At 40.6% G+C, this 25,598-nt stretch carries 18 protein-coding genes and 1 pseudogene; 11 read left to right on the top strand and 8 right to left on the bottom strand.

Annotated features, from left to right (window positions below; all coding sequences use genetic code 11):
• The first annotated feature begins 792 nt into the window (after positions 1-792).
• Positions 793-1,869, top strand: coding sequence for a sensor histidine kinase (locus V7K60_RS03150; protein WP_334922863.1), 1,077 nt, complete (start codon positions 793-795; stop codon positions 1,867-1,869).
• Between the two features lie 77 nt (positions 1,870-1,946).
• The gene (locus V7K60_RS03145; RefSeq protein ID WP_334922861.1) at positions 1,947-2,621 is read left to right on the top strand and encodes a response regulator transcription factor; all 675 of its coding nucleotides are present in this window, start codon (positions 1,947-1,949) and stop codon (positions 2,619-2,621) included.
• Between the two features lie 2 nt (positions 2,622-2,623).
• Here V7K60_RS03145 and V7K60_RS03140 read toward each other — a convergent pair whose 3' ends face one another.
• The 5 genes from V7K60_RS03140 to lepB all read right to left on the bottom strand — a co-directional run bounded on the left by V7K60_RS03140 (position 2,624) and on the right by lepB (position 11,905).
• On the bottom strand, positions 2,624-4,003 hold the full coding sequence (locus V7K60_RS03140) for a hybrid sensor histidine kinase/response regulator (protein ID WP_334922859.1): 1,380 nt from the start codon (positions 4,001-4,003) through the stop codon (positions 2,624-2,626).
• A 268-nt stretch (positions 4,004-4,271) separates the two neighbouring features.
• Entirely contained in the window at positions 4,272-6,107 is a 1,836-nt protein-coding gene (locus V7K60_RS03135) for a GGDEF/EAL domain-containing response regulator (RefSeq protein ID WP_334922857.1), read from the bottom strand.
• On the bottom strand, positions 6,104-9,778 hold the full coding sequence (locus tag V7K60_RS03130; protein WP_334922856.1) for a response regulator: 3,675 nt from the start codon (positions 9,776-9,778) through the stop codon (positions 6,104-6,106). Before V7K60_RS03130 ends, V7K60_RS03135 begins: the two co-directional genes overlap by 4 nt.
• A gap of 524 nt (positions 9,779-10,302) precedes the next feature.
• Entirely contained in the window at positions 10,303-11,097 is a 795-nt protein-coding gene (locus V7K60_RS03125) for an MOSC domain-containing protein (protein ID WP_334923032.1), read from the bottom strand.
• Between the two features lie 166 nt (positions 11,098-11,263).
• On the bottom strand, positions 11,264-11,905 hold the full coding sequence (gene lepB / locus V7K60_RS03120; protein ID WP_334922854.1) for a signal peptidase I: 642 nt from the start codon (positions 11,903-11,905) through the stop codon (positions 11,264-11,266).
• Positions 11,906-12,287: 382 nt separating this feature from the next.
• Here lepB and V7K60_RS03115 point away from each other — a divergent pair, with 382 nt between their 5' ends.
• The 3 genes from V7K60_RS03115 (at position 12,288) to V7K60_RS03105 (ending at position 16,306) form a co-directional block, all read left to right on the top strand.
• Positions 12,288-13,607: a dihydroorotase gene (locus V7K60_RS03115; protein ID WP_334922852.1), complete on the top strand. Its 1,320-nt coding sequence runs from the start codon at positions 12,288-12,290 to the stop codon at positions 13,605-13,607.
• A gap of 526 nt (positions 13,608-14,133) precedes the next feature.
• Positions 14,134-15,309: a patatin-like phospholipase family protein gene (locus V7K60_RS03110; RefSeq protein WP_334922850.1), complete on the top strand. Its 1,176-nt coding sequence runs from the start codon at positions 14,134-14,136 to the stop codon at positions 15,307-15,309.
• Positions 15,310-15,745: 436 nt separating this feature from the next.
• Positions 15,746-16,306: a nitrate transporter gene (locus tag V7K60_RS03105; protein ID WP_334815703.1), complete on the top strand. Its 561-nt coding sequence runs from the start codon at positions 15,746-15,748 to the stop codon at positions 16,304-16,306.
• A gap of 3 nt (positions 16,307-16,309) precedes the next feature.
• Here V7K60_RS03105 and V7K60_RS03100 read toward each other — a convergent pair.
• Positions 16,310-17,284: pseudogene (locus V7K60_RS03100) on the bottom strand (collagen-like protein); the annotation flags it as partial.
• Positions 17,285-17,493: 209 nt separating this feature from the next.
• Entirely contained in the window at positions 17,494-18,381 is an 888-nt protein-coding gene (locus tag V7K60_RS03095) for a pirin family protein (protein ID WP_334922848.1), read from the bottom strand.
• Positions 18,382-18,580: 199 nt separating this feature from the next.
• Here V7K60_RS03095 and V7K60_RS03090 point away from each other — a divergent pair, with 199 nt between their 5' ends.
• Both V7K60_RS03090 and V7K60_RS03085 read left to right on the top strand, forming a co-directional pair.
• Entirely contained in the window at positions 18,581-19,042 is a 462-nt protein-coding gene (locus V7K60_RS03090; protein ID WP_334922847.1) for a rhodanese-like domain-containing protein, read from the top strand.
• 69 nt (positions 19,043-19,111) lie between these two features.
• A complete protein-coding gene (locus tag V7K60_RS03085; protein WP_334922845.1) occupies positions 19,112-19,867 on the top strand; it encodes a TIGR04283 family arsenosugar biosynthesis glycosyltransferase in 756 nt (251 codons plus the stop codon).
• Here V7K60_RS03085 and V7K60_RS03080 read toward each other — a convergent pair.
• Positions 19,852-20,553 carry a DUF547 domain-containing protein gene (locus tag V7K60_RS03080; protein ID WP_334922843.1) on the bottom strand — a complete coding sequence of 234 codons (702 nt, stop codon included), beginning with the start codon at positions 20,551-20,553 and terminating at the stop codon, positions 19,852-19,854. The two genes, V7K60_RS03085 and V7K60_RS03080, sit on opposite strands and share 16 nt — an antisense overlap.
• Positions 20,554-20,770: 217 nt before the next feature.
• On the opposite strand from V7K60_RS03080, the gene V7K60_RS03075 reads away from it, so the two are divergent.
• The 4 genes from V7K60_RS03075 (at position 20,771) to cobJ (ending at position 25,503) form a co-directional block, all read left to right on the top strand.
• Positions 20,771-21,160, top strand: a complete 390-nt coding sequence (locus tag V7K60_RS03075) for a hypothetical protein (RefSeq protein WP_334922841.1) — start codon at positions 20,771-20,773, stop codon at positions 21,158-21,160.
• A 397-nt stretch (positions 21,161-21,557) separates the two neighbouring features.
• Positions 21,558-22,850 (top strand): DNA methyltransferase, encoded by a 1,293-nt coding sequence (locus V7K60_RS03070; protein WP_334922839.1) that lies wholly within the window; start codon positions 21,558-21,560, stop codon positions 22,848-22,850.
• A gap of 35 nt (positions 22,851-22,885) precedes the next feature.
• On the top strand, positions 22,886-23,749 hold the full coding sequence (locus tag V7K60_RS03065; protein WP_334922837.1) for a hypothetical protein: 864 nt from the start codon (positions 22,886-22,888) through the stop codon (positions 23,747-23,749).
• A gap of 29 nt (positions 23,750-23,778) precedes the next feature.
• The gene (gene cobJ, locus V7K60_RS03060) at positions 23,779-25,503 is read left to right on the top strand and encodes a precorrin-3B C(17)-methyltransferase (RefSeq protein ID WP_334922835.1); all 1,725 of its coding nucleotides are present in this window, start codon (positions 23,779-23,781) and stop codon (positions 25,501-25,503) included.
• Positions 25,504-25,598 lie beyond the last annotated feature (95 nt).

Genomic DNA, 25,598 nt, shown 5'->3' with positions numbered 1-25,598 from the left:
CGACAGATGTGCTTCAAATACATGAAAACTGCTGTAAGGCACAAATAACTTGATTCAAAATTGATATTTTCGGCAAACTTCATTCGTTACCCTTAAGGAAGAGTAATATTTCTCGAAGATTCACCTTTGGACTGATTTGTGCGTAGCACAGAATTTAACTTGTTAATATTTCTGTGATTCGATTACAAAAAGTGCAACCACAAGGTTAAGTGCTGCATATTACAGTCAGACATTACCATTTACTGTGTTCGTGCAAGAACGCCTTTACGACAAATTTATATTTCCTTCATCGGAATGAAATATTTTGATGCAACTCAACAGAGTTCAAATTAATCTCATTAATCCCTATTTATTGATTAGTAGGCGCGATCGCGCTGACGGCAGTATGCCCCAAATATATTTCAGGACTAGCCCTTTCAAGGTGGTGAAATTTAGAACGAAGGTTGGTTATTTCAACTTTCAAAAAGCCCAAAATCTGAGCGGAGGATTCAAGATGGTTGCGCTGAAATAACGTATGTTCATTTGTCACCTTGAAAGGGCTAGTACCGCAAGGCGGAAGTCAAAAGTCAAAAGTCAAAAGATTTTAATTTTGGGCTTTCTGGCTGTTTTGAATGGTATGTTTATTTCCGCCGACCTGTACTAATACAGCACGGCGCAAGTAAACCACCCATTCCAAATCAATAAAATGCTTATACTGTATTAATTTTGAATTTTGAATTCCGCTTTGCGGTACCAATCCTATAGTTATGCATTTAGTAAATCATAAATGACATATTAAATCGATTATTGATTATGAAAGAAGCGATAAATGAGTGTGGAAAGACCTATGGGCTAATAGCGATCGCCTTTGCGATCGTGATAATACTAGAATATTTGACACCCCCTGAATACGTATTTGGCTATCTCTACACAGGGACGATTTTATTAGCAGATTCACGATTGAATCGGGGTGCTGTATTGGGGATCACTGTTGCAGCAACAGGATTAACATTATTGAATTTGTTTATTCCTGGAGGAGAAATGATTAATTCTCCAACGTTGGCAAATAGGTTGATTGCAGTATTGGCGTTGCTGGTAACGGGTTGGTTAAGTGACCGCAACCACCGTAATGAAGAAGCGATCGCTTATACTCAAGCACAATTACGCTCCCAAGAACAACTAGCTATCATGCGTGAAGATTTTGTTTCCACCCTAACGCATGATTTGAAAACACCCCTATTAGGAGCAATTGAAACACTGAAATATTTTCAAAATGAGCAATTTGGTGAAATCACGCCCATGCAAGCAAAAGTCTTACAAACAATGGCTCGTAGTCATGGCAGTACACTGCAACTAGTCCAAACACTTTTAGATGTGTACCGCAATGATACTGAAGGACTGAAACTACACATATCACCAGTTAACTTGGTGACAGTAGCGGAGGAGATCGTCGCTACACTGACTGAACTAGCAAAAACACGTCAGGTTTATATTTCTCTGCACTATGGCGAATCAGATTTTCGGAGCTTTCTCTGGGTAAATGGCGATTCTTTACAACTTGGGCGAGTTTTTAGCAATCTCCTGAGTAATGGCATTAACCATACCCCTCGTGGCGGTAAAGTGGAAGTAGTATTTGAAGGTTATTCTAGCGATCAAGTGGTAAAAATACTCGATACTGGTTCCGGCATTACCGAAAAAGAGTTACCTCACTTATTTGAGAGATTTTATCAAGGAAATAGCGATCGCCACGTCTCCGGTTCTGGGCTAGGACTTTATTTGACCAGGCAAATTATTACTGCTCATGGGGGTACAATTTGGGCAGAGAATCGCTCACCACGCGGCGCACTGTTTGGTTTCCGACTCCCAGCTTGCCCATCACCGGGGAGATGAGAAGCAGGGGAGCAGGGAGCAGGGAGCAGGGGAGGATAATTAATGACAAATGACCAATGACCAATGACAAATGACAAATGACAAAAATCTTACTAGTTGAAGATGATGAATTATTTCGGCTTGGTCTGCGGATGCGGTTGCAACAAGAAACCAGTTTGGAGATTGTTGCAGAAGCAGAAGATGGGGAACAAGCTGTAGAATTAGCAAATCACTATCCTCTGGATTTGGTCTTGCTGGATATAGGTTTACCGGGAATTGGTGGGATTGAGGCTTGTCGCCAAATCAAGCAGAAGCACCCAAATTTACCAATTCTTGTTTTAACGTCTCGTTCTGAAAAACCCCTGATTTCGCGGTTAATTGCTGCGGGGGCGCAAGGTTACTGCCTTAAAGGTATTCCGGCTGAGTCTTTGATATTGGCAGTGCGATCGGTTGCAGCGGGCGCTTCTTGGTGGGATCAAACAGCAACAACTGAAATTAGAGCCGCTTTTGAGGGCAATTCGATGGCGGTGCAGGGAGCAAAAACTGAGGAATCTTTAGAAAATCCTTTAACAAAGCGGGAGCAAGAAATTTTGGCACTAGTAGCAGCTGGCAAAAGCAATCAAGAAATTGCTGAAATTCTCTACATTGCCCCTGGTACAGTGCGGGTTCATGTCCATGCTATTTTACAGAAACTAGAAGTACGCGATCGCACTCAAGCCGCAGTCTTAGCTATCCAAAAAGGATTGGTAGCACCAGAATTGTTGATTAATTAGATTCATGATTTTGAAAATTGTGATGAGATATCAGGCTGCTTTATAGGAATTTCGATCACAAACTCTGCTCCTTTGCCAACAGATGAGTTACAGCTAATATTTCCTCGGTGTTTTTGGACGATAATCTGATAGCTAATAGATAATCCTAGCCCACTACCTTTACCCACAGGTTTTGTGGTAAAAAATGGGTCAAATAAGCGCGATCGCAACGACTCTTCAATACCAAGACCATTATCAGCGATCGCAATTTTGACTATGTTCAAGTCTGTCACTTCTGTATGAATCCGAATTTGGGGAGTAGGGAGTAGAGAGTAGGAAGTAGAAGATTGATTTGTCACTCCCCATTGCCCCCGATCCCCAGAGTAAGGCCCAAGTTCCCCACTCTCCACTCCCTCTTCTATTGCATCAATAGCATTATTCAACAAATGCATAAATACTTGATTTAGTTCACTCGCATAACAAGTGACTAGGGGCAAGTTACCATAATCTTTCACTACAACAATTGCCGGACGATCGGCTCCTTCCCTGAGCCGATGTTGTAACATCACTAAAGTATTTTCGATGTCTTCATGGATATTTACCCGTTTCATCTCTGCTTCATCATGCCGAGAAAAATGTTGTAGCGCCAGTACAATTTCCCGAATGCGATCGGAGCCTCTATACATTGCACCTATCAGATTTTGTAGATCCTTAATGATAAAATTCAGGTCTACATCTTTGGCTATTTGCTGAATTTTTGGTGTGGGTTTGGGATATTCCTGTTGATATACCTCAATTATATTTACTAGGTCTTCCACATATTGACCAGCATATTGGAGATTTCCATAAATAAAACTGATCGGATTATTAATCTCATGAGCCAGCCCAGCCACTAACTGTCCCAGTGCCACCATCTTTTCGTTCTGAATTTGTTGAACTTGAGAGGCTTTCAAGTTGTCAAGAGCCTGTTGGAGTAAAAAGTTTTTTTCTTGCAGTTTAACTTGGAGTAAGCGTAAATTAATCTGATTTTCAATTCGCAACACCACTTCTGCACCATGAAAAGGTTTTGCAATATAATCTACACCACCAACATCAAATGCCTTTACCTTATCTACAACATCATCCAGAGCGCTAATAAAAATTACTGGGACTTCAGAAGTTTTATCGTCAGCTTTCAGTTGTTGACAAACTTGGTAGCCATCCATACCTGGCATATTGATATCTAGCAAAATCACATCGGGCAAAACCATTTGACATGCAGTCAGTGCCATTTTACCGTTTAAGGCTTTGCGAACTTCAAAACCTTGTGCAGTCAACATCGCCGATAAAAGCCGCAAATTATCTGGGGTATCATCGACCACCAAAATATTTCTTTTCTGATGGTTAGTTTGATTAAAATGCATTATTTATCAAAAGTTATGCGTATAATTATTGATGATAGTAAATCCTTTTTCGAAATCACCCTAAAAATTGTTGACCGATTTCACCGAAATACTTATATTTATAGTTTAACTCTCACGTGGCTGGAGAGTTTTGCAGATTATCGAAGCTATTGGCCAGTTATCACCTTTGGCAACCTGAGAAACTGCTGTAATGATTATAGTAGATAGCACTCACAGATTATCTAGCCAAGGATAAACAATTAAATTTTTCCCAGGTGCTAGTTGATAGTTACCATTCAGGTGCTGAGGTGAGCAACTCAAGAGCTAGTTGTTGTTGTATGGGTTTAGAAAATAAATATCCTTGAGCAAAATTACAGTTTAAACTTCTCAATTGGGCTAACTGTTCTTGTGTTTCGACACCTTCAGCGATCGCACTCATCCCCATTGAGTTGGCAATGCCAATCATTGCTGGTACTAACCCCATATTCTCTTTGTTCTCCTGCATCCGTTTGACGAAGGATTTATCAATTTTGAGTGCATTTAAAGGAAAGCTGTGCAGGTAACTTAAAGAGGAAAATCCTGTACCAAAGTCATCCATAATCAACTTGATTTTTCGCTGCTTTAGTTGTTGAAGAATTATTTTTATCGCATCTGTATTTTCCATAATTACACTTTCAGTAATTTCTAATTCTAAATATGCCGGATTTATTTTATTTTCATAAATTATTCGGTCAATTTGTTCTACAAAATTCGGCTGTAAAAATAATCTTGCACTTAAATTGACACTCATAGTTAGAGGTTCTGGTGTCACTGGATAATGTTGCCAGATGCTTAATTGATGACAAGCTGACTGTAATACCCAAGTATTGATGGCATTAATTAAACCTGTTTCTTCGGCCACAGGAATAAATTCTATAGGAGAAACCAAACCACGAATCGGATGTTGCCAGCGCACCAAGGCTTCAAATCCAGAAATTCTGCCTGTAGCCAGGGAAATAATTGGCTGATAGTAAACGAGGAATTCTCGCCTTTCAACAGCTCTCCGCAGGTCATTTTCTAACTCTAAAAGCTGAATAGCTTCCTGATGCATCACTGGATTAAAAACGTGATATTTGGCTCTTCCTTGAGCCTTAGCTCGATACATTGCCGTATCAGCATCCCGCAGCAAATACTCTGGGCGATCATAATCTTTATTGCCCCAACTAATACCAATACTGGCATTCATAAATACTTCATATCTTGACAATTGAAAAGCAAGTGATAACTGTTGCAAAATCCTTTCTGCAACTTGGATTGCTATATTGATATCTGTGATATTTTCTAAGAGAATTCCAAATTCGTCCCCGCCCAATCGTGCTAAAGTATCAACAGGTATGATACATGCTTGTAAGCGTTGAGCAATGGCTATCAGCAATTCATCTCCTACTGGATGACCAAGAGAATCATTGATTACTTTAAAGCGATCGCAGTCCAAAAAAAGTACCGCAAACTGATAACTAGATTCTTGCTTGGCGCGATTGAGAGCATTTTCTAGTTGCCTAATAAACAAAACTCGGTTTGATAATCCGGTCAGGGAATCATGCAGTGCTATATCTAGCAACTGACTTTGCAATTGCTGGCGGGAATCGATTTCTTGCTGGAGTTTTTGGAGAGCTTTTTCTAGCTCCCCAGTCCGCTGTTTTACCCGATCTTCAAGTTCAACATTTAATTTCAATATTTCTAACCGCGCTGATCTCAATGCCAGTTGATTTTGCACACGCACTAAAACTTCTTGAAACTCAAAAGGTTTGGTGATGTAGTCTACACCACCCACTTTAAAGGCTTTAACTTTGTCAAAAACATCATCTAAAGCACTAATAAAAATCACTGGAATATCAGCTGTTAGTTCCCAAGCTTTAAAGGTCTGGCAAATTTCATAGCCATCTACTTCTGGCATCATGATATCGAGTAGAATCAAATCAGGTAATAATGTTTGAGTTGCTGTCAATGCCATTTGCCAGTTCAAAGCTTTACGAACGTTATACCCTTCCCTTGTCAATATGGAGGATAAAACCCGAAGGTTATCCGCCATATCATCAATGATCAAAATATCTTTTTTCTTAGGGTCTAAATGCTCGTAATTCATTCTAAGTTTGTTGTAGTCAATTCCATGATTTTCTCAAACTGGTAGTTATTTGCTAAATCCCTGAGAACTTGGAAAACTTGAGCATTATCTGATGGAATTTGCTTGAGTAACTCTAAAATCAGTTCATCGCTACAGCTGGCTGCGGCATAGTGAATCTGTTGGAGCCACTCAGGTGACATTTGTGATAAATGCCCCAGGAGTTCGGCAACACTGACGAAAATCTGTGTAGCTTGATCGACAACTACTGTGTTTGTGGTTTCTACTTGATTGGTATATTTTAAACCCAGATGTTTGCTCAGTTTTTCCAATAATACTTCCTGTTTGAATGGCTTGCGAATAAAATCATCACAGCCAATGGACAAAATTTTCTGGCGTTCTTCTTCAAAGGCGCTAGCAGTTAAGGCAATAATGATTGTATTTGTATTAGAGCTATCCGGCATTGTTCTAGAGAAGTCGTAAGGGGGAGCCAAGGCTGTTGGCATCCGTGATCGCAAAGTGGACGCATCAGAAGCATCATTTTCTATAACACCAGTTGTTTCTGGTGTGGAAGACTCTTTACGTACAACTTTCAGAACCTCATCCTCGCCTGAATTGGTTAACTCTTCTGCAAGGTACTGGCTCCTCGATGACACCAGTTGTTTCAATTTTGGGAACCTCCGCGACGTATTGGCTGTCCCATGCCCGATTTGTCTAGCTTTAATAATTCTTGTAGCTTCGTAACCATCCATGACTGGCATTCGCATATCCATAAAAATCAGGTGTGGTTGCCAAGATTCCCAATTAGTGAGCGCTTCACTACCATCTGTAGCTTCGTTAACTTCAAAGCCTAGAGATGTGAGAATTTTAACTAGCAACATACGGCTTTCTTTGGAGTCGTCAACTACTAGGATACGGTATACTTTTTCACTAGGTGCTAAAGCTCTAATTTGTGATTTAATTTGGTTTATCGGGATTTCTCTGGGGCAAGTTAGAGCAATCTGAACATCAAAGGCAAATGTACTACCGATACCAGGCATCGTGCTAACAGTAATATCTCCTCCCATCAGTTGCACGTATTTACGGCTAATCGCTAAACCCAGTCCCGTCCCTTGTTGGAATTTTCTGCCAATTTCGGTTTGTTCAAAAGCCTCAAACAGCAATTTAAGTTCTTGTGGGGCAATACCACAGCCAGTATCTTGTACCTCGAAAAAAAGAAGAGAGGGATAAGAAAGATTTTGCTCGCCCTGCTCCCCTGTTCCCCGGTCACTGAGCGTAGCCGTACCACTTTGTGGAAGCAAGCTACGCGCAGCGTCTCGTAGAGAAGTGCTGCTCTCCTGCTCACCAGCCTCCAGTCTCACCCGTAGCGTCACCCTCCCTTGATCGGTAAATTTGATCGCATTTCCCAAGAGGTTGAGCAATACTTGACACAGTTTATTTTCGTCTGTTTCTATATATTTAGGAATATCTGGCGGATATTCAAACAGTAATTCTAAATTTTTAGATGCAGCACGCAAGTGCAACATCTCTTCTAAGTTCTTCAACAAATGAATTAAGTCAAAGCTGCTGCAATTTAATGTGATTTTGCCAGCTTCGATTTTAGACATTTCTAGAATGTCGTTAATTAATTTGAGTAGATGTTCGCCAGCACGATTAATTATTGCCAAGTTTTCTTGATGTTCGCTAGATAGCGAATAATCTTGACTCATGACTTGGGTGAAACCAAGAATGGCATTGAGTGGGGTACGCAGTTCGTGGCTCATGTTAGCAAGAAATTCGCTTTTGGCGAGGTTGGCGGCAGCACTTCGCGCCGCTTCCCGAACGGCTGCTTGTTGTTCCTGTGCAGCGATTTTTTGTGATTGAATCAGTTCTTCTTGGGTGGTTTGCAGTTGCTCGATAACTTGCTGGAACTCTTCAGTACGTTTTTTTACTTGAGCCTCTAAGGTGCGATTGTATTCTGCTAATAACTTTTCTGTTTGTTTGCGTTGGGTAATATCAAAAAATGTGGCGATCGCAAAAGCTACATTCCCTGATTCATCATAAATTGGCTTTCCTAAAACCTCAATGCAAGTAATATTGCCACAACAGCGAATTTCCATATCATCAACTCTGGTGCTTTCCCCAAGCAATGCTCTCAAAATCGGTAAGCGATCGCTGGGGTAAAGTTGATTTGTGCCGGCAAGGTAAGCTTGATATATCTCTGACAATTCTTCGGTACTAACTTCTGCGATTGCTCCTTGACCGAGAATTTGCTGCCCAATCTGATTTGTATAATAAGGCTCACCTTCAGCATCAATGATAAATACACCTACTGGTATAGCTTCTAAAAATTGAGTTAGCTGACTCTGATTATGAGATAGCGCCTCATTTAAAACTTGCATCTGGGCATTCTTTGCTTCTAAAGCACTAAAGGATGCTTGGAGTTGCTTTGCCATAGTTTCAAATGATTTGGCTAGTTCCCCCAGTTCATCGGAACGCTGAATGTCTGGTGTTTCCTCCCATTCACCTTGAGCAATTTTCTTCGCCGATCTGTTTAATTGTAAAATCGGCTTAATTACCCAACGAGCAGTCAAAATCCCAATTCTTGTGGCCACTAAAAAAGCAACTATGCACAGCAAAATAGTGATGCGGGTGTTGGCATTAATTTGCTCCATAAATTCGCCTTCGGGAATCACCGCCACAATTAGCCAATCTAAACCCAGTTCGTCCTTCCAGCTTTTTATCTGTACAAAATAACGCATTCCATCGGCGGTAAAACTTAGCTGTTGCTTCCCCACAACCAACTTAAGACTGCCAAAGTGTTCGATCAAAGACTGTGTAGTGAGTTTAATTAAAGAATTTTGACTATCTAATGCTGATAGACGTTTTCCTTTACCATTAACGATCGTATATGGTGGCTCGCTAGTAGAAGAAGCCACTATATACCCAGAACGCTCTAAAATAAAAGTTTTACCCGACTCTTTGACCTTTAACTTAGCTAAAAACTTGCCGATTTGTGACAAGAGCAAATCAACACTAATCACCCCAACGAATTTGTGATTTTTATCGTAAACAGGATAGCTGGAAGATATGGATAAAATTTCTGGTTTATCTTCCCATTGATAAATTTGACTCCAAACTCGTTTGCCTATCTTGACTGGATCTGCATACCAAGCTTCTACACGAGGATCGTAATTTTTGACTTCCTGTAAATGGCGGCGATTTCCTTGGTTATCTGTAGGATAAACATAAAGTTTGCCTATACCATGCTTTTCGCTAACTTCATTAATTAAAAGCTGGCCATTATCTAGACGCTCAACACCAATAAATTCACCTTTGGGATTGGCAAAGCTGTTGTAACCAACATTGAAAACCTGCATTTGTTTCCAAAAGTAATTGCCGGTGGTTTGAAAGTCCGAAAGGTTGAGCAAACCTAGCTCAATCGCATCTAAGTTGATTTGATTAATTTGCTTCGGGGTTGTTAAATAGCTATCAAGATGCTGTTCAATGCGATCGCAGATTTCATTTTCTAATTGAGTAGCAAGCTCCCTTACCGCTTTTTGGCCGTTTTGATACGAAAGATAGCCCACAAGTCCCACTGCACCACAAATTTGCAAGATAAAGGGCACAATCAGAACATATCTCAGGGGCATTTTGGCATAAACTTTGCCAACTAAGCGATTAAATGATTTGACGGGCTGAAGTTTGGATAACATTGTAATTTTATTCTTCCCCAGCATCTACTAGGTGCCTTTTGCCGTGATAGCTACATTGTATATAAGTATAATTACGGCATACATTTCTCTTTATGAAAATTTTATATTTTTAGTATAAAATAGTACGAAATACTTATAATTCTTTGACTGGCTGACTTCCTCCAACGCCTAATTTTCAAACTTTGTACAGGAGTAGTCCACTATATAAACCGACTACGCGGGTACGCCATCGCACCTGAATTTGCTCAGTTTTACCTGGCAATATTTCCACAAATTTTCTCAGACGAACTGAAATTTAACCAATAAGCTCCAGTATGCCATTCTAAAATTCAGGTCGCCATTAGCACCCAATCCTAAATTTAATTTTTAATTGCTAATGTCTTGATTTTCTGGTCTAGAAACCCCTAGACTTGTACAAAAACTTATATTTAACTACAATAATTTTAGAATTGTCATGCAAATACACAGCATGAACAAAAAAAATCCCAAAAAATTTACTTTGTATTTTTTATTTTGACGAAATGTTAACTTTGTTGTATAAGTATGTCAACTTCATCGCCGATTTGTAAAATTTTTCCGGCTGATGATGGGGGCAGTTGAGTATTGATACTCAATCTATAAAAATGATTAAAAGGCGATAAAGCAACCCAATTTGGCAGAGTTGCTTGTCGCTGGGTTGTAAAAATTTTTTGAAAGTTTGGGTAAGCTTCCCCTAAGTAAGAATTGCGTGTTGGGACTATACAACGCTGACATGGGTTAACCCCAAAAAAGTCTACATCTCCTACTCGAAAAGAGACTAAATCACCTTGTTCGCTAAATAGCCGATCTTCCCAAAATGCTGGTACACCACCAATCTCGATGTTGGCACGCATCCGACGGCGCATTTCATCTACACTTAAACCAGGAAACCAAGAAGCTACCTCTGCCAATGTGGCCGTACTAATTACCGTTGGGCCAAGTGAGTGTGTATCGTCAGGAAAACCCATCAAAAAGTTTTGTCCCAATGTGACAGCAAACTCAAAATAATCACTCAAAGTTGCTTCTAATGCTTGCCGTTCCTCATCCAGATGAAAAATTTGTTGTAAGTTGTCATCAGGGATTTGCAACGAGATAGTTCTATTTAAGAGTGCAAATTGCGCTCTTAGTAAATGGATTTTAGCATGACGCTTGCCATTGACAAATCTACCTTGTTCGTCAAAAATGGCAAACTCGCGGTCATACTGTAGTGCGCCACTGGCAAGAACTCTAGCGTTCTCAACTTCAACACCATTCAGTGATTTAACTGGATACAGTAAAATCTTAGCTAGGTAAGGCGTCATAGCAATATTTGGATTTGAGATTTGGCGAAAAGTCGCAGCATCTCGCAAAGAGCGAACTGAACTTTTCAAGACGGATTTTGGATTTTAGATTGGTGATTTAGTAGTCCCCAATCTAAAATCTAAAATTCTTTTGTTAATGAGCTATTTGAGTAATATTGTTTGTTAATTATGGATATACTGGCGATTTATCGATTCCGCCAACATGATTTAAAGGCCAGAAGCGAACTACAGCACGTCCAATAATATTCTGGCGGGGGACAACACCCCAGCAACGGCTGTCATAACTACTGTTACGATTATCACCCAGTACTAAATATGAATCAGCGGGTATAGTCTGGGGTTTGGCCAAAAAAGGTGGCTGTGGTCCTGATTGGCAAACATCAATAACTGTGGTCTGTCCAGAACTGAGGTAATTGGCTTCTGGTAGAGGTTTGTCGTTAATATAGACTTTGCCATCCTTAAGTTGTATTTTTTCTCCAGGTAAGGCAATTATACGTTTAATAAAAGCATCTTGATATTGTTCTTTTTGTAGTTCTTTCGTCGGTGAAAATACTACTATATCTCCCCGTTCCGGGTTAGCAAATTTATACTTCAACTTATCGACAATAATTTTATCTGCCTCCCACTGGTTTGGCGTACCATGCAGAGTCGGTTCCATTGAACCAGAAGGAATCCAGCGTGCTTCAGCAACAAAGGTACGAATTCCCAGAGCTAGAACAATGCTCAATACAATTGTTCTACCTAGCTCTGCGATCCAAGAATTATCGGGTTGTTGACTAGAGTTGTTATCAGACACTTGATTATGCATGAAATTACTTAACTTAACGAAAGATGTAGGTAATTAACTCGCCTAGTGAGACTTTATCTGTTAATCTTAACGGGAAAATTTTAATTTCCTAGTTATGTTTGCATCTTGACTACCAATTTTAGATTGTGGATTGGGAAAGGGGCAGGAGGTTTGAATTTAGATGAGGCTTCTATATGAGATGCTCTCGCGTTCAACCCTATCTAATTGCAGTCCACCAAATCTCCGATTTGGTGGGGGACTTAAACCCTGGCTGCCTCTGTTGTTAAAAATAAACTTTTTTTTAATGCGTGGCAAAAATTGATTACTCCGATCGCGAATAAGTTTAACCTAAAAGCATGGTTCTCTGTAATACATAGCTCCCTGTCTAAACTTGGTTATCTCTATGTCATCTCCAAAAATGTTACTGATTCGCCGCGTTCGCATAATCTTACCCGATGGTGAACTGATGGTTGGGGACGTGTTGACGCGCGATCGCCAAATAGTCGAAGTTGCGCCAGAAATCTCCCAAACAGCACTAGCCACTGAAGTTGACGCAGAAGGCTTAACTTTGTTGCCAGGAGTTATCGATCCACAGGTGCATTTCCGGGAACCTGGACTAGAACACAAGGAAGATTTATTCACCGCCAGTTGTGCCTGTGCTAAAGGGGGAGTCACTTCTTTTTTAGAAATGCCCAATACGCGCCCCCTAACTACAACACAACAGGCTTTAGACGACAAGCTAGAACGGGCCTCACACAAGTCCTTAGTTAATTATGGCTTTTTTATTGGGGCAACAGCAGAAAATTTACCAGATTTGCTTTTAGCAAAGCCAACACCAGGAATTAAGATTTTCATGGGGTCGATGCATGGTCAGTTGTTGGTAGATGGCGAAACAGCATTGGAGGCGATATTTGCTAAAGGCAATCGCTTAATTGCCGTTCATGCCGAAGACCAAGCTAGAATCAACCAACGCCGCCAAGAATTTGCCAATATTCACGATCCAGCTGTTCACTCGCAAATTCAAGACGATCAAGCGGCTTTGCTTGCAACCCAACTAGCATTAAAACTTTCTCAAAAATATCAACGTCGGTTGCATATTCTCCATCTGTCAACAGCGCTGGAAGCAGATTTGCTGCGTCAGGAGAAACCGAGTTGGGTGACAGCAGAGGTGACGCCACAGCATTTGTTATTAAATACTAGTGCATATAAAACAATTGGCACATTAGCACAGATGAATCCACCTTTGCGATCGCCCCACGATAACGAAGTTCTCTGGCAAGCTTTGCGCGATGGTGTGATTGATTTCATCGCTACAGATCACGCGCCGCACACCTTAGAAGAAAAAGCTCAAGAATACCCCAATAGTCCTTCAGGAATGCCTGGGGTGGAAACTTCCCTCGCTTTGATGTTAACTGCGGCAATGCAAGGAAAGTGTACCGTTGCTCAAGTTGTGAACTGGATGTCTAAAGCTGTAGCTGTGGCTTATGGTATTCCCAATAAGGGAGCGATCGCACCTGGTTACGATGCCGATTTGGTGCTTGTAGATTTAAACACATACCGCCCAGTCCGGCGCGAGGAACTTTTAACCAAATGTCATTGGAGTCCCTTTGAAGGCTGGAACCTCACTGGCTGGGCTAAAACCACCATTGTCGGCGGTGAAATAGTTTATGACAAAGGCCAGGTAAATACGCAAGTGCGGGGTCAAGCTTTAACTTTCTTGTAGCAAATATTTATTTAACCTTACTAAAACCCTGAATTTACAGCAACTACATAAGATATTATTCCTCCCCAACCTTCACGCCAGATTGCGCGGGTGGAGTATTTCTGTAGCTCACAACGTAGAAATTTGCTGTATTTCTAAGTCTTTCAAGTCAAATCATCACAAAGACGCGATAAATCGCCGTCTCTATGAAAGATTGATTATTGTAGAGACGGCGATTCATCGCGTCTCTTGCCTTAACTGAACAGTATTGCGGGAGGCGGAGCCTGGGAACGAGACAATATCTAAAAGCTGGCTCTAGGCTGGCTTTCACGTTCAGTTGACACCAATGCTACGCGTACCCTTCTACGGAGAAGTAAGCTATACGTAGTGTCTCGTAGAGAAGGCGCTTCGTTAAAAAAAACTTAGGTATTCTTCCAGTCGGATAAGTCGGATAAGTCGGATAAGAGTAAACAAGTTAATGGAACCGTATTGTGATTCATCTCATGATGCTTGTCCACAGAAAAATAATCAAAGAGAATTGCTATCTATGTCCTTCAAAATTTTGGCTTTAGACGGTGGTGGTATTCGTGGAATTATAGCAGCACGAATACTTCAACAAGTAGAACAAGAAATTAGAAATCAGGGAAAAGGAGAGTTTTTACACGAATATTTTGACATGGTTGCTGGTACTTCTACTGGTTCGATATTAGCAGCAGGGATTGCTATAGGAAAGGAGAGTGATGAACTCATTAAACTGTATAAAAATAGAGGTAAAGATATATTCCCTCTGGAGATAAAAGAGCGCTACAAAAACTTTCCGTCCATCATCAAACCAATTATTGATGTATTTTCACCATCTAAATATTCTCATGATGGAATTACTAGCGTACTCAAAGATGCCTATAAATTCACAAGAATCAAGGATATCGAAAAACCTATTCTTTTGATTCTTGCTTACGATACGCTATATCGCAACACAACTTTTTTTACAAATTGTCATCCCGATTTAGGAGACAGATGGTACGATGACTGTTATTTATGGGAAATATGTACCGCTTCTGCCTCAGCGCCTACTTTTTTTCCACCATATAAATTAGAACCTGTAGATAAACAAAAATTTGGTGATTGGGAATTCCCACACATTGATGGAGGAGTTTCTGCTAATAACCCTGCTCTTGCAGCTTTGAGTCTAGTTATGAGGATCGGTCAGTCTTCAGTATCTCCAACAATCAAGCAAAAATATAAACTAGATAATCTGCGATTGGAAGATATTTCTATCCTTTCTATTGGTACAGGTCAAACTGGTGAACCATATCAATATAAGCAAATCAGCAAATGGAGAGGCTTAGACTGGATCAAAAATCTTACTAACATCTTTATGGAACCTACATCTGAGATTGATAGTACGATTTGCCGACAAATCATGGGTGGATATGAGTCTAAACGTTACTTACGTCTTCAATTTGACTTAAATGAGACATTTAAACCCAAGCCAAAAGAGACTTATAAAGATCCTCGCATTGTATTACCTCCAGAAGATCGGAAAAATAAATTTACAGGGAAAAAAGTCACTGAAGAAATAGATGATACTAATTCTGAGATTCTTCAGCAGTTAATAGATACTACCTCTGCATTCATTGATCGAGGTCTTACGTACTACACTAGAGACGATTCTGGTTATCCGATAAAAAAGGCGATCGCGTCTTTTATTAAAGATAATTAGCGATCTGTGTCATTATTTACAAGTATCTACAATTGGTTGGGGTTTGAATACCCATCCAATTGATCCCTACACCCTGTTCAAGACTTTTTCTAGCTCGTTCCATCAGCTTAGATAATCAAGGAGCGATTGCACGTAAGCTCTAGCAATAACTGCCTTCTTTGATAAATTCTAGAAATTGTATTTAATTTACTAATTAAAATTTGCTTTTCTGATAAAGTTTATTAAAGTCAAACTTTACCTCTTCTTTGTACTACTACTATCACATCGTAATAATACCTAAGTTTTTTAATTAGTAATTAACGAGGAGAAGATATAAAAAATCTTTTAGCAACAAAATATAATGTGTAATCCAATACATTTTTCTCAGCCCTGTTTTGTGTTGTTGCCGCAGTATTTCCCGAATGTTTTCCATGAGAACTGAGGCAGAGAAAATAATATGTTTTTAGACATTTTAGCTAGCCTGCAACGGTTATTTGTTGGTTATATTCCAGCTGCAGTATTGGGTGGTTTTATCGGATATTTAATCGGGATAAATAGCATGATTTATCAGCTATTTCGGCTGATATTTCAGATACCACATAGTATCCCTCCTATAGCTTTGCTACCTATTGCCCTAATCACGTTTCAAGAGAGCGACTCGGCTGCTATTGTAGTAGTTTTTCTGGGGACTCTCTGGACAATGATTATTAATACAGCAATAGGTATGCAGCATTTTAAGAGACAGAATAATAACTTTCGAGTAGCTATTTTTCATATATTTCATGCCTTGAAAGTTAGTATTTGGGTAGCCTGGTTTATCGTTATTGCCATAGAAATGTTAACAGGCCCAAAAGGACTTGGCTTTACCCTCTGGGATGCTTATAAAGCTGGCAATGCTGATTACATAATCCAGGTAATCTTATACATCGGTATCATTGGTTTTTTGCTGGATCAGTTACTAGATTTCGCAGCCTATATTCTCTCGCAAATGGTTTCAGATGGGAAAAAATCTTCTTAAACTTTATCTAGGCTTGCAGATTGCACCCTGCCAGCTAATAGTTTGCTTGGCAGAACGTATTCCCAAAGAACGAGTTGCTGCGACTTCAATATCAACGTTGACACCAGAGCGTAAAGCTTCCTCAGGAATTTTTAGTTTGCCCCAAGCTAGAGTAAAATGATTGTAGTCACGAGTCACAAGTTCGGTGGGAATATCCCCTTCATATTCAGTTTTGTAGCCAGAAAAACCGTGCAAGCTATCTTGGGCGCGAAATTTTACGCGAAACTGAGTATTAATAGCATTAGACTTGGCTGCTAAATCAACTATTTTTAAGTTGAGGTTTTGTCCGGCATCGGCAAACTCTGCCACAGCTAACCGGGTGACATCTTTTTTGGGAATCGCATGGTTAACGGTAAATATTGTGAAGTTAGCCTCACTTTTACTGTTACCTTCAACCCATAATTCCTTAGAAAAACTAATTTCTACTTGTTTGTTATCAGTTAAATTTAGTGTTACAGCTTGATTGCCAAAGCTAGTAATGGGTTGTCTTTCATGCCAAACTATTTGAAAAGTTTCTTCTCTTCGCTGTTCAAACTCTCGATAATCATCAGCGATCGCAGAACCAGGCGCAAGTAAAGAAGCTGCTCCCACGCGTTGATTCCACTTATTTTTCGAGAGGTGGGACTGTTTGTTTATCAGTTCCGAAATTGCTAGCTGCACAGTTGGAGTATCAGATGCCAAAGGTTCCTTGCTATTGACGATACTCAAAGTTCCTAAGCGCCCTTGGCTGCCATCTCGCCCATCGCTACCATCGCTACATCTATAAACCTTGTCAGTACACTTATAATTAGGGCTACCAGGAGTTCCCTTGCAGGTTTTTACTTCCTATCTCCGTCTGTGACAGTTACAACCCTCCGTACCATTGTCACCTCTACCGCCGCGTCCGCCTTCCCCACCAGTCGAGCGTTCCTGCTGGCAGAAATAGTAAACTACCAAAGATAGCAATGCTCCAAACAATTGCGATAAGTACCTTTAAAATAAACATCGCTGATTTACCTAATAACTAGGCTTTTACCTTCTATTTTTAGCAATCGGATTTGCGATCGCTACAGTCACCCACAAAAGCGATCGCCCATAAGAGTAACTGGCAACTTGGGTTAAACTTGTGCATCTTCAAGTGAGGTAGTGAGTGTCGAAGTGTGACACACTTATGAAAAAGGATTAGCTTCTGTTACCACTTCTGGGAGTGGAATAAACTCTGTTTCATCTGGCACGCTAGCAAAGCGAGAGTCGCGCCAATCAACTTTAGCTTGCTCTATTCGCTCTGGTCGGCTAGAGACAAAATTCCACCATTTGTAGCGTGTACCTAACGGCTCACCGCCAATAACAATACATTGAGCAGCAGCTGTAGCAGAAACCTCAATCTGATCACCTGGCTCTAGAATAGCGAGACGATATTGCTCCATCGGTTCATCATTAATCCTCAATCTCTCTGTGACACTGTATACTGCCCTTTGTGAATAATCTGTAGGGATAGTGAAGTGGGTATTTGCAGACAACACTGCATCTAAATAGAGGATAGGTGAGAGAACTTTCACAGGTGAGGTATAGCCAAATGCTTGTCCAGCAATAAGTTTGATGATAACGCCATTCTCTTCCCAGGTGGGAAGAATTTCAGCCGGATAGTGAATGAACGTTGGCTCGGTTTCTTCGTGTTCAACAGGTAGAACAACCCAGGTTTGAATGCCATGAATAGTAGTTTCTTGGTGACGGTCAAAGTCAGGTGAGCGTTCTGAATGGACAATCCCCTTTCCCGCTGTCATCCAGTTGACTGCACCTGGTTGGATTTCCTGCACAGTGCCCAAACTATCACGATGTATCAAAGCACCGTCAAATAAATAAGTTACCGTTGCCAGATTAATATGAGGATGTGGCCGGACATCAATGCCTTGATTGGCGGGCATAACGGACGGGCCAAGATGATCGAAAAAGATAAACGGTCCAACCATTTGGCGATTAGAATATGGCAAACTGCGGCGGGCAGAAAAACCACCCAGATTTTTAACTTCGGGTTCAATCAGTTGAAGAATTGCCATAAATCATCGCAGGTGATTAGTAAATGCTGTAATTATTATAAGTATATTTACTTGCAAATAAGCTAATCTTGATGAGTTATCTGTTTGTTTTGGAGAGTTGATGCCAATGTGATCGCCTGTTCTGTGATCGTTCTTTACTATTAGACATCAGACACAGCCCCCGTCAGTATTGTTTGCCAACCAGAGAGTCTTTTGACAAGTGCAATCACTCACGTTTAACTTTATTAAAGTTCTGATCAGATTTCAGTTTCCTACTGTTGAGGAAATTAATTGTAAGCAATTAGCTCAATTACTATCAGATTCTGCAAAGCCCCGTCCATTAGTGCTAGATGCACGAAGTCCAACTGAGTATGCAGTTAGTCATATCGAAACAGCAGTACGCATAGATCCTCTCACAGATGACTTAACAGCAATTTCAACAGTTTCCCAAGATAGACCAATTGTTGTGTACTGTGCTGTTGGCTACCGGAGCGCAAAATTAGCCCAACAGCTTGATAAAGCCGGGATGAAGTGCATTTATAACTTAAGTGGTGGAATTTTTCAGTGGGCGAACGAAGGCAGGCCGATCTTTCAGGAGGATCATCCGACACAGCTTGTACATCCTTACAATGCAATATGGGGAAAACTGCTAAAAGCTACTTACCATGCTCAAAAGTGTTGAGCTTTGGATTAAGAGCTTGTCAACATTGAGCAAGTAGAATAAAAGCAACGATAAAACTACTTAAGCTGCATGTCTCAAGTTTCGATTGTCATTCCTACTTTAAACGAAGCAGTTAGCTTAGAGCGTACATTGCGCCAATTAACTTTACTTAATCCGCCTGCTTTTGAAGTGATAGTAGTAGATGGTGGCAGCGATGATGAGACAGTGGCAGTTGCAAAGCAATGCTTTGAGTTATTCAATCAGTTGCTATGCGTACAAGTTCTCTCATCTGAACAGCGTGGGCGTTCTATTCAGATGAATTACGGAGCATCAGCTGCAACTGGAGATATTCTTTGCTTTCTTCATGCAGATACTTGGGTGCCAGATGACTTAATCACTGTAATCGAGCAAACCCTAGTAGAGCCAACCATTGCCTGTGGAGGGTTCATTTCTCTAATGAGTGGATCTCAAACGACTCGCTGGGGCATCTCTCTACATAACTATCTAAAAACCTACTACGCACCACTGCTATTTAAGCCTCACCTGTTTTTTCGAGGATTGCGCTTGTTGTTTGGAGATCAGGTAATGTTTTGTCGTCGCACTGATTTTTGGGATTGTGATGGATTTGATGAGGCATTGCCGATTATGGAAGATGGAGATTTATGCCTGAGATTGGTTAAAAAAGGACGTATTTATCTGGTGAACCGCATTGTTCACTCTTCAGATCGCCGTGTAGCAAAATGGGGTAGCTGCAAAGCAAACGCAATCTACCTTTATATCGGTTTTTTGTGGGGGATTGGCGTTGATGCAAATTATCTCAAACAATTTTATCAAGATATACGCTGATTCAGGCTCCAGTCATAGTGGAGATAGGAAATCGGCGTTGAGGCATTCATTGGCAAGTCTGTTTCTAGGTAAGAGCGGATATATTCTGGAATAGAGGATTTGACCTTAAGAAAGTCTTGACGATACCATTTAAAGATTTTGCTACAGTAGAGCGTTTTACTATCTGAGTCATAACGGACTTTTTCAGGATTGTTAATGAAGCGACGGGTATCTTCATCTAACTGCTGAGTAACTTGTTGAGGAAAATAAGCTCCAGCACGTAGTAACGGGCAACCAACCGAAGCGCAGACAATTGCAAAATGAATTCGTGGCTCCTGTAATTTATTCCGCAGAATTTGGTTTTCTATTTGGGCTAAACTGTAATGCTTGTCAAATATATAATAAGCACGACGTTGGAAGAACCACAAAAAAGCCAGCCAGTTGGGAATGCCTAAGATTCGCGGACGAATTGACTCAAGCGGGTATCTTTCCAAAATTACCGAAATGGTGAACGCATTGTAAAGGTTGATCCACAATGCCAATTGCTCAAAAGTATTGCTATTAGATGTAAAGTCCAGATTTTTTTGACTCGACAACCAATCTGCGATCGCTTGAGGTTGCTCAGTTTTCCAAGCAATATAGTTTACACGACCCTGTGGATCGACATACTGACGCAACAACCTGTCCCAAGGTTCAAAATCAATCATTATTGCTGTGTTTATATGTTGTCCGTTGTTTTTACTTATACATATCCTCAAAATAAAATGAAATAGCCCTGATTTAGAGCTAAGGGAATTCTTTGGTTTCGCGATCACAACGTAGAGTTGAATTTGTACAAGTATTTATTTAACGAATTATAACAATACTATCTTTGGCAACTTGAAATCAGCGATACACTGAGGAAAATTCCTTGAGGAAGCGTTGATGGCACGGTCAAATGGGGTTACAAGTGAAACGTCTGTAGAGGAATTGCCTACAGTTTCAGACAAAGATACGATCACAATTGAAAATCCGCCTGAGTCAGTGGAGGATGCCCAGGATATTGATGACATATTGAACTCACTAAAAACCTTACTGAGTTCTCTAGAAAAACTCCAAAAAGTCCGGCAGGAAGTGGGCGATATCAAACCGTTGATTGGGCGGATGCTTGATGGAGAACTAGTTGCTGGTGAAGAACTTGAGCAACTCAAGACAGGTGTGAGCAGTCTTTCTCGCCTTGTTCGTGCTTATAATGACCATCAAGTAGCGTTGGCTAAAGCACAACCTGCTAGAAACTTACTAGATCAAGTACTGAAAGAACGTAAAGCTAATTGAGTTGAGACTGGGGATTGGGGAAGAAATTCTTTCGAGATTTGGTTGGAGTCCCAATCTCCAATTTAACAAGTGATCGCACTTTTTTAAGAGAATGCGATCGCCTCTCCATCACTTCAAATCAAAGCTTCTTGGCGTTGACAATCAAAAACCACCACAAAACAAGCATCAAGTAAGTATCAGCTAACTTAACACTAGCAAATCACCCTCTACATCATATAGACTGCCTAATCGTGCGACAATCACCTGTTGCAGGCAAGTTAACGCCCTATAGCTCAATGCACAGAAGAAGAACTAGTGCAAGCAGTCAAAAGGTCTATGCTAATTTAAGAAACAAAGTCTTAACCTCAATTTTTAATGGACTTCTACCCTAGAATATTAATCAATAATAAATATTCAAATGAATCAACAATTAGAGTTGCCATTTCATAAATTTACTTCTAGCATTTCTAAATCTTTTGACAGTTCGTCTACATTCATCGATAACATGAAATTGCCAGTTCATCGATGGTTTAGATTTAGTGCAGGTTTCTCTGCACAATGGGTCGAAACTATAATTACTCAATTCCAAGAAAGAGGAGAAATTACTGTCTTAGATCCATTCGCTGGTTCTGGTACAACCTTACTTGCATCTGAAAAACTTGGAGTTGAATGTTTTGGAATTGAAGCTCATCCTTTTGTTGCGCGTATAGCAAGAGCTAAACTTTTATATCATACTAACTCTGACGCCTATCTTGAACATATAAAAAAGGTTATAAAATATGCTGAAGATTTGCAACCATGTGTAGATACATACCCAAAACTGATTCATGAATGCTTTAGTATATCTTCACTTGAATCTCTAGATAGATTGCGTCAAGCTTGGGAAAAACTTGCTGATGATTCATCTCAATCTCAGTTAGTTTGGTTAACACTTGTATCAATTCTTCGCCATGTTTCTCATGCCGGAACTGCACCTTGGCAATACATTTTACCAAATAAAAAGAAACAATCTTTCTTAGAGCCAATATCTGCTTTTGAGCTAATGGCAGAGAATATGGCTACAGATATGAGAATTGCAGTAAAAACAGCAGCTTCTAGTTCGACACTCATTCAATCTGATGCTCGGACTTGCCAGGGTATACCTGATAATTTTACCAACTTGGTAATCACCTCACCGCCATACGCTAACAACTATGATTATGCCGATGCTACACGTCTCGAAATGTGTTTCATGAAAGAAATTTCCGGTTGGACTGATTTGCAAACTGCGGTGAGGCAATACTTAATTCGTTCATGTTCACAGCACGTCACAAATAAGAATGTAAACATCGACGAAGTTCTAGGATCTCATGAATTATATCCAATTAAAGCTAGTATTATTGAAATCTGTTATCAATTGTCCCAAGAGCGACATTTGCATGGAGGTAAAAAGAATTATCATTTGATGATTGCCTGCTATTTTCTTGACATGGCTAGAGTTTGGATAGCACTTCGTAGAGTATGTAAAAGTCCTGCAATAGTTTGCTTTCTGATTGGTGATTCTGCTCCCTATGGAATTTATATTCCGGTAATTGAATGGATGGGTTTATTAGCACAAGCAGCAGGATTTGAATCTTTTAAGTTTGAAAAAATTCGCGATCGTAATGTCAAATGGAAAAATCGCAAGCACAGAGTTCCTCTTTGCGAAGGGTGTTTGTGGGTTTATGGATAGGTTAATCACAACAAAAATTATTTTGTACAACTGTAATGGCAGAGTCATTGTCACATAAATGGGGTCAGATTTTAGGGAATCTCATCCAAGAATTTATTTGTGAAACACTTCAGCAACTGGCCGATGAGCATGGTTTTTACTTAGACTATCAGAAGAAGCGCAAGGCACGAATTAGTAAAAAGGTATCATGGCAGGATCGTTATGGTAATTATCATGACCTTGACTATGTGCTGGAGCGGGGAGGTACAGAAGACACTCTTGGTCTTCCTGTGGCATTTATTGAGACTGCATGGCGGCGTTACACCAAACATTCCAGAAATAAAGTTCAAGAAATTGAAGGAGCGCTTATTCCTCTGGCAGACACCTATAGTCAACTTAATCCATTTTTAGGTGCTATTCTCGCAGGTGTATTTACCCAAGGAGCGCTTAACCAATTAGAATCTAAGGGCTTTAAAATTCTGTATCTTAAGTATGAAAATATCGTAAAATCATTTACATCAGTTGGGATAAATGCATCTTTCAATGAAAGTACATTAGAATCAGAGTTTCAAAATAAAATTGAACAATGGAAAAATTTATCAACGCCAGATATTAATAATATAAAAAATCAAATACTCAGTCTAGAGAAATATCAAATAGATAAATTTATCAATATTTTAGAGCAATCGTTTGCTAGACTAGTCCAACAGGTGAATATCATTGTCCTACACGGTCTATCTCAGCAAGCAGAAACTATTAATAATGCTATTGAATATATTCAGAATTATTCAGAAAATCAACCTAAGTTTGCTCCAGCAATAAAGTACGAGATTGACATTCGTTATAATAACGGCGATATAATTCACGCGATGTTTAAAAATAAAACTGAAGCACTCAAATTTTTGAGAACATTTGTTTAAAGGCTAATTAAATAATTCGTAATTAAGTAATGATTAACATTGCACCTGCCATTGTAATACTGGGTCAAAATAGCGTGACAGTAGCACGTAAAATAATCAGCGTCTTACCAGGGGCAACGCTATACGGTTTAGAGGGTCGCACATCGGGAGTTGATGTCAGCTTTACGAATTTTGGCGAGACGCTGCGCGAGTTATTTATGCAGGGAAAGCCGCTGATTGGCATTTGTGCCGCCGGCATTTTAATTAGGACGTTAGCTCCGGTAATCTCGGATAAACGACAGGAACCACCAGTGCTAGCTGTGGCTGAAGATGGTAGTGCTGTTGTCCCTCTCTTGGGTGGACTTGGTGGAGTAAACGATTTGGCTCGCCGCATTGCTGAAGCCCTTGATGTCAAAGCTGCAATTACGACTACAGGCGATTTACGTTTGGGCACAACGCTGTTATCTCCTCCCCCTGGATACCATTTAGCCAACCCAGATGATGCGAAAAAATTTATCTCAGATTTGCTAGCTGGGGCGCAAGTCAAGCTAGAAGGAATAGCGCCTTGGTTGAGTGATAGTAAATTACTGATAGATCCAAAGGGAGATTTGACCATCCAAGTTACGGAACGTTTGGTAACTCCCACAGCTAATTGTCTTATTTATCACCCAGCAACGATCGCGATCGCAATTAGTGGCATGATTGATGATGCAGTAGCTTTAGTACAACAGTTACTAGCTGATGCCAAACTAGAAAAAGCATCAGTCGCCGGGATATTTGCACCGATCGCCGCCGCAGCCGATCCCGCAATCCACGCGCTAGCTAGCGCTTTGAAAGTGCCTGCCCGCTTTTTTACCCAAAATCAGTTAGAAAGTCTACTTTCACAAGGTTATAGCCCTGCCCAAGCAGCAGCGATCGCCGCCACAGGCACATCCCCCATTACTTCTTCAACTCCCCAGATTGCGATCGCTATTGCCCCTAAAGTAATTGACCCCAACACCATCGGTCAGCCACGCGGACGGTTAGCGATTATTGGGACAGGGCCTGGTGGTTCGCTGTGGATGTCTCCCGAAGTGAAAGAGATACTCAAGTCGGCAACTGACCTAGTGGGTTATAAAACTTATTTAGATTTAGTTGGTTCTCTGGCTGATGGCAAGCAACGGCATGAGTCTGACAACCGCGAAGAAGAGGCACGGGCAAAGATGGCCCTGGATTTGGCTGCATCTGGGCGATATGTAGCTGTAGTTTCATCTGGCGACCCTGGTATCTATGCAATGGCAACAGCAGTTTTTGAGGTATGCGATCGCTATGCTAAACCTGAATGGGATAGTATCGATATTCATGTGGCCCCAGGCATCTCTGCAATGCAGGCAGCAGCAGCAGCCATTGGTGCGCCCCTTGGACATGATTTCTGTGCTATTTCCCTCTCTGATATCTTGAAACCTTGGTCTGCGATCGCCCAACGAATTGCTGCTGCTGCTGAGGCTGATTTTGTCATTGCTTTCTACAATCCTGTTTCCAAAGAGCGTACCTGGCAACTGGCAGAAGCGAGAAATATTTTGCTGCGACATCGAACACCAGATACACCAGTAGTATTGGCCCGGAATCTCGGTCGGCCAGGACAAACGGTGAAAGCGATCGCACTTGACCAGTTAACACCAGCAAGCGCTGATATGCGGACAATTATTCTCGTTGGTTCTACAAAAACCCGAACCATCAAACGCAGCGATGGTAATCTCTGGGTTTATACGCCGCGCCGCTATACCGATGTGTAATAAGTGCCAGAGCATCGTGATATTAGACTTCTTCCAAAAGTTGGGAAAAGGGGAAAAGGTTTTGTATTTTTCCCTTTCCCATAAGAGTACAAAAA

The organism is Nostoc sp. (genome assembly GCF_036917555.1).
Taxonomy (GTDB): domain Bacteria; phylum Cyanobacteriota; class Cyanobacteriia; order Cyanobacteriales; family Nostocaceae; genus Nostoc.
This window is presented reverse-complemented; position numbering and strand designations above follow the sequence as displayed.

Coding starts and splice junctions, on each gene's coding strand:
- V7K60_RS03150 (WP_334922863.1), top strand. CDS start 793: ATGAAAGAAGCGATAAATGAGTGTGGAAAGACCTATGGGCTAATAGCG.
- V7K60_RS03145 (WP_334922861.1), top strand. CDS start 1,947: ATGACAAAAATCTTACTAGTTGAAGATGATGAATTATTTCGGCTTGGT.
- V7K60_RS03140 (WP_334922859.1), bottom strand. CDS start 4,003: ATGCATTTTAATCAAACTAACCATCAGAAAAGAAATATTTTGGTGGTC.
- V7K60_RS03135 (WP_334922857.1), bottom strand. CDS start 6,107: ATGAATTACGAGCATTTAGACCCTAAGAAAAAAGATATTTTGATCATT.
- V7K60_RS03130 (WP_334922856.1), bottom strand. CDS start 9,778: ATGTTATCCAAACTTCAGCCCGTCAAATCATTTAATCGCTTAGTTGGC.
- V7K60_RS03125 (WP_334923032.1), bottom strand. CDS start 11,097: ATGACGCCTTACCTAGCTAAGATTTTACTGTATCCAGTTAAATCACTG.
- lepB (WP_334922854.1), bottom strand. CDS start 11,905: ATGCATAATCAAGTGTCTGATAACAACTCTAGTCAACAACCCGATAAT.
- V7K60_RS03115 (WP_334922852.1), top strand. CDS start 12,288: ATGTCATCTCCAAAAATGTTACTGATTCGCCGCGTTCGCATAATCTTA.
- V7K60_RS03110 (WP_334922850.1), top strand. CDS start 14,134: ATGTCCTTCAAAATTTTGGCTTTAGACGGTGGTGGTATTCGTGGAATT.
- V7K60_RS03105 (WP_334815703.1), top strand. CDS start 15,746: ATGTTTTTAGACATTTTAGCTAGCCTGCAACGGTTATTTGTTGGTTAT.
- V7K60_RS03095 (WP_334922848.1), bottom strand. CDS start 18,381: ATGGCAATTCTTCAACTGATTGAACCCGAAGTTAAAAATCTGGGTGGT.
- V7K60_RS03085 (WP_334922845.1), top strand. CDS start 19,112: ATGTCTCAAGTTTCGATTGTCATTCCTACTTTAAACGAAGCAGTTAGC.
- V7K60_RS03080 (WP_334922843.1), bottom strand. CDS start 20,553: ATGATTGATTTTGAACCTTGGGACAGGTTGTTGCGTCAGTATGTCGAT.
- V7K60_RS03075 (WP_334922841.1), top strand. CDS start 20,771: ATGGCACGGTCAAATGGGGTTACAAGTGAAACGTCTGTAGAGGAATTG.
- V7K60_RS03070 (WP_334922839.1), top strand. CDS start 21,558: ATGAATCAACAATTAGAGTTGCCATTTCATAAATTTACTTCTAGCATT.
- V7K60_RS03065 (WP_334922837.1), top strand. CDS start 22,886: ATGGCAGAGTCATTGTCACATAAATGGGGTCAGATTTTAGGGAATCTC.
- cobJ (WP_334922835.1), top strand. CDS start 23,779: ATGATTAACATTGCACCTGCCATTGTAATACTGGGTCAAAATAGCGTG.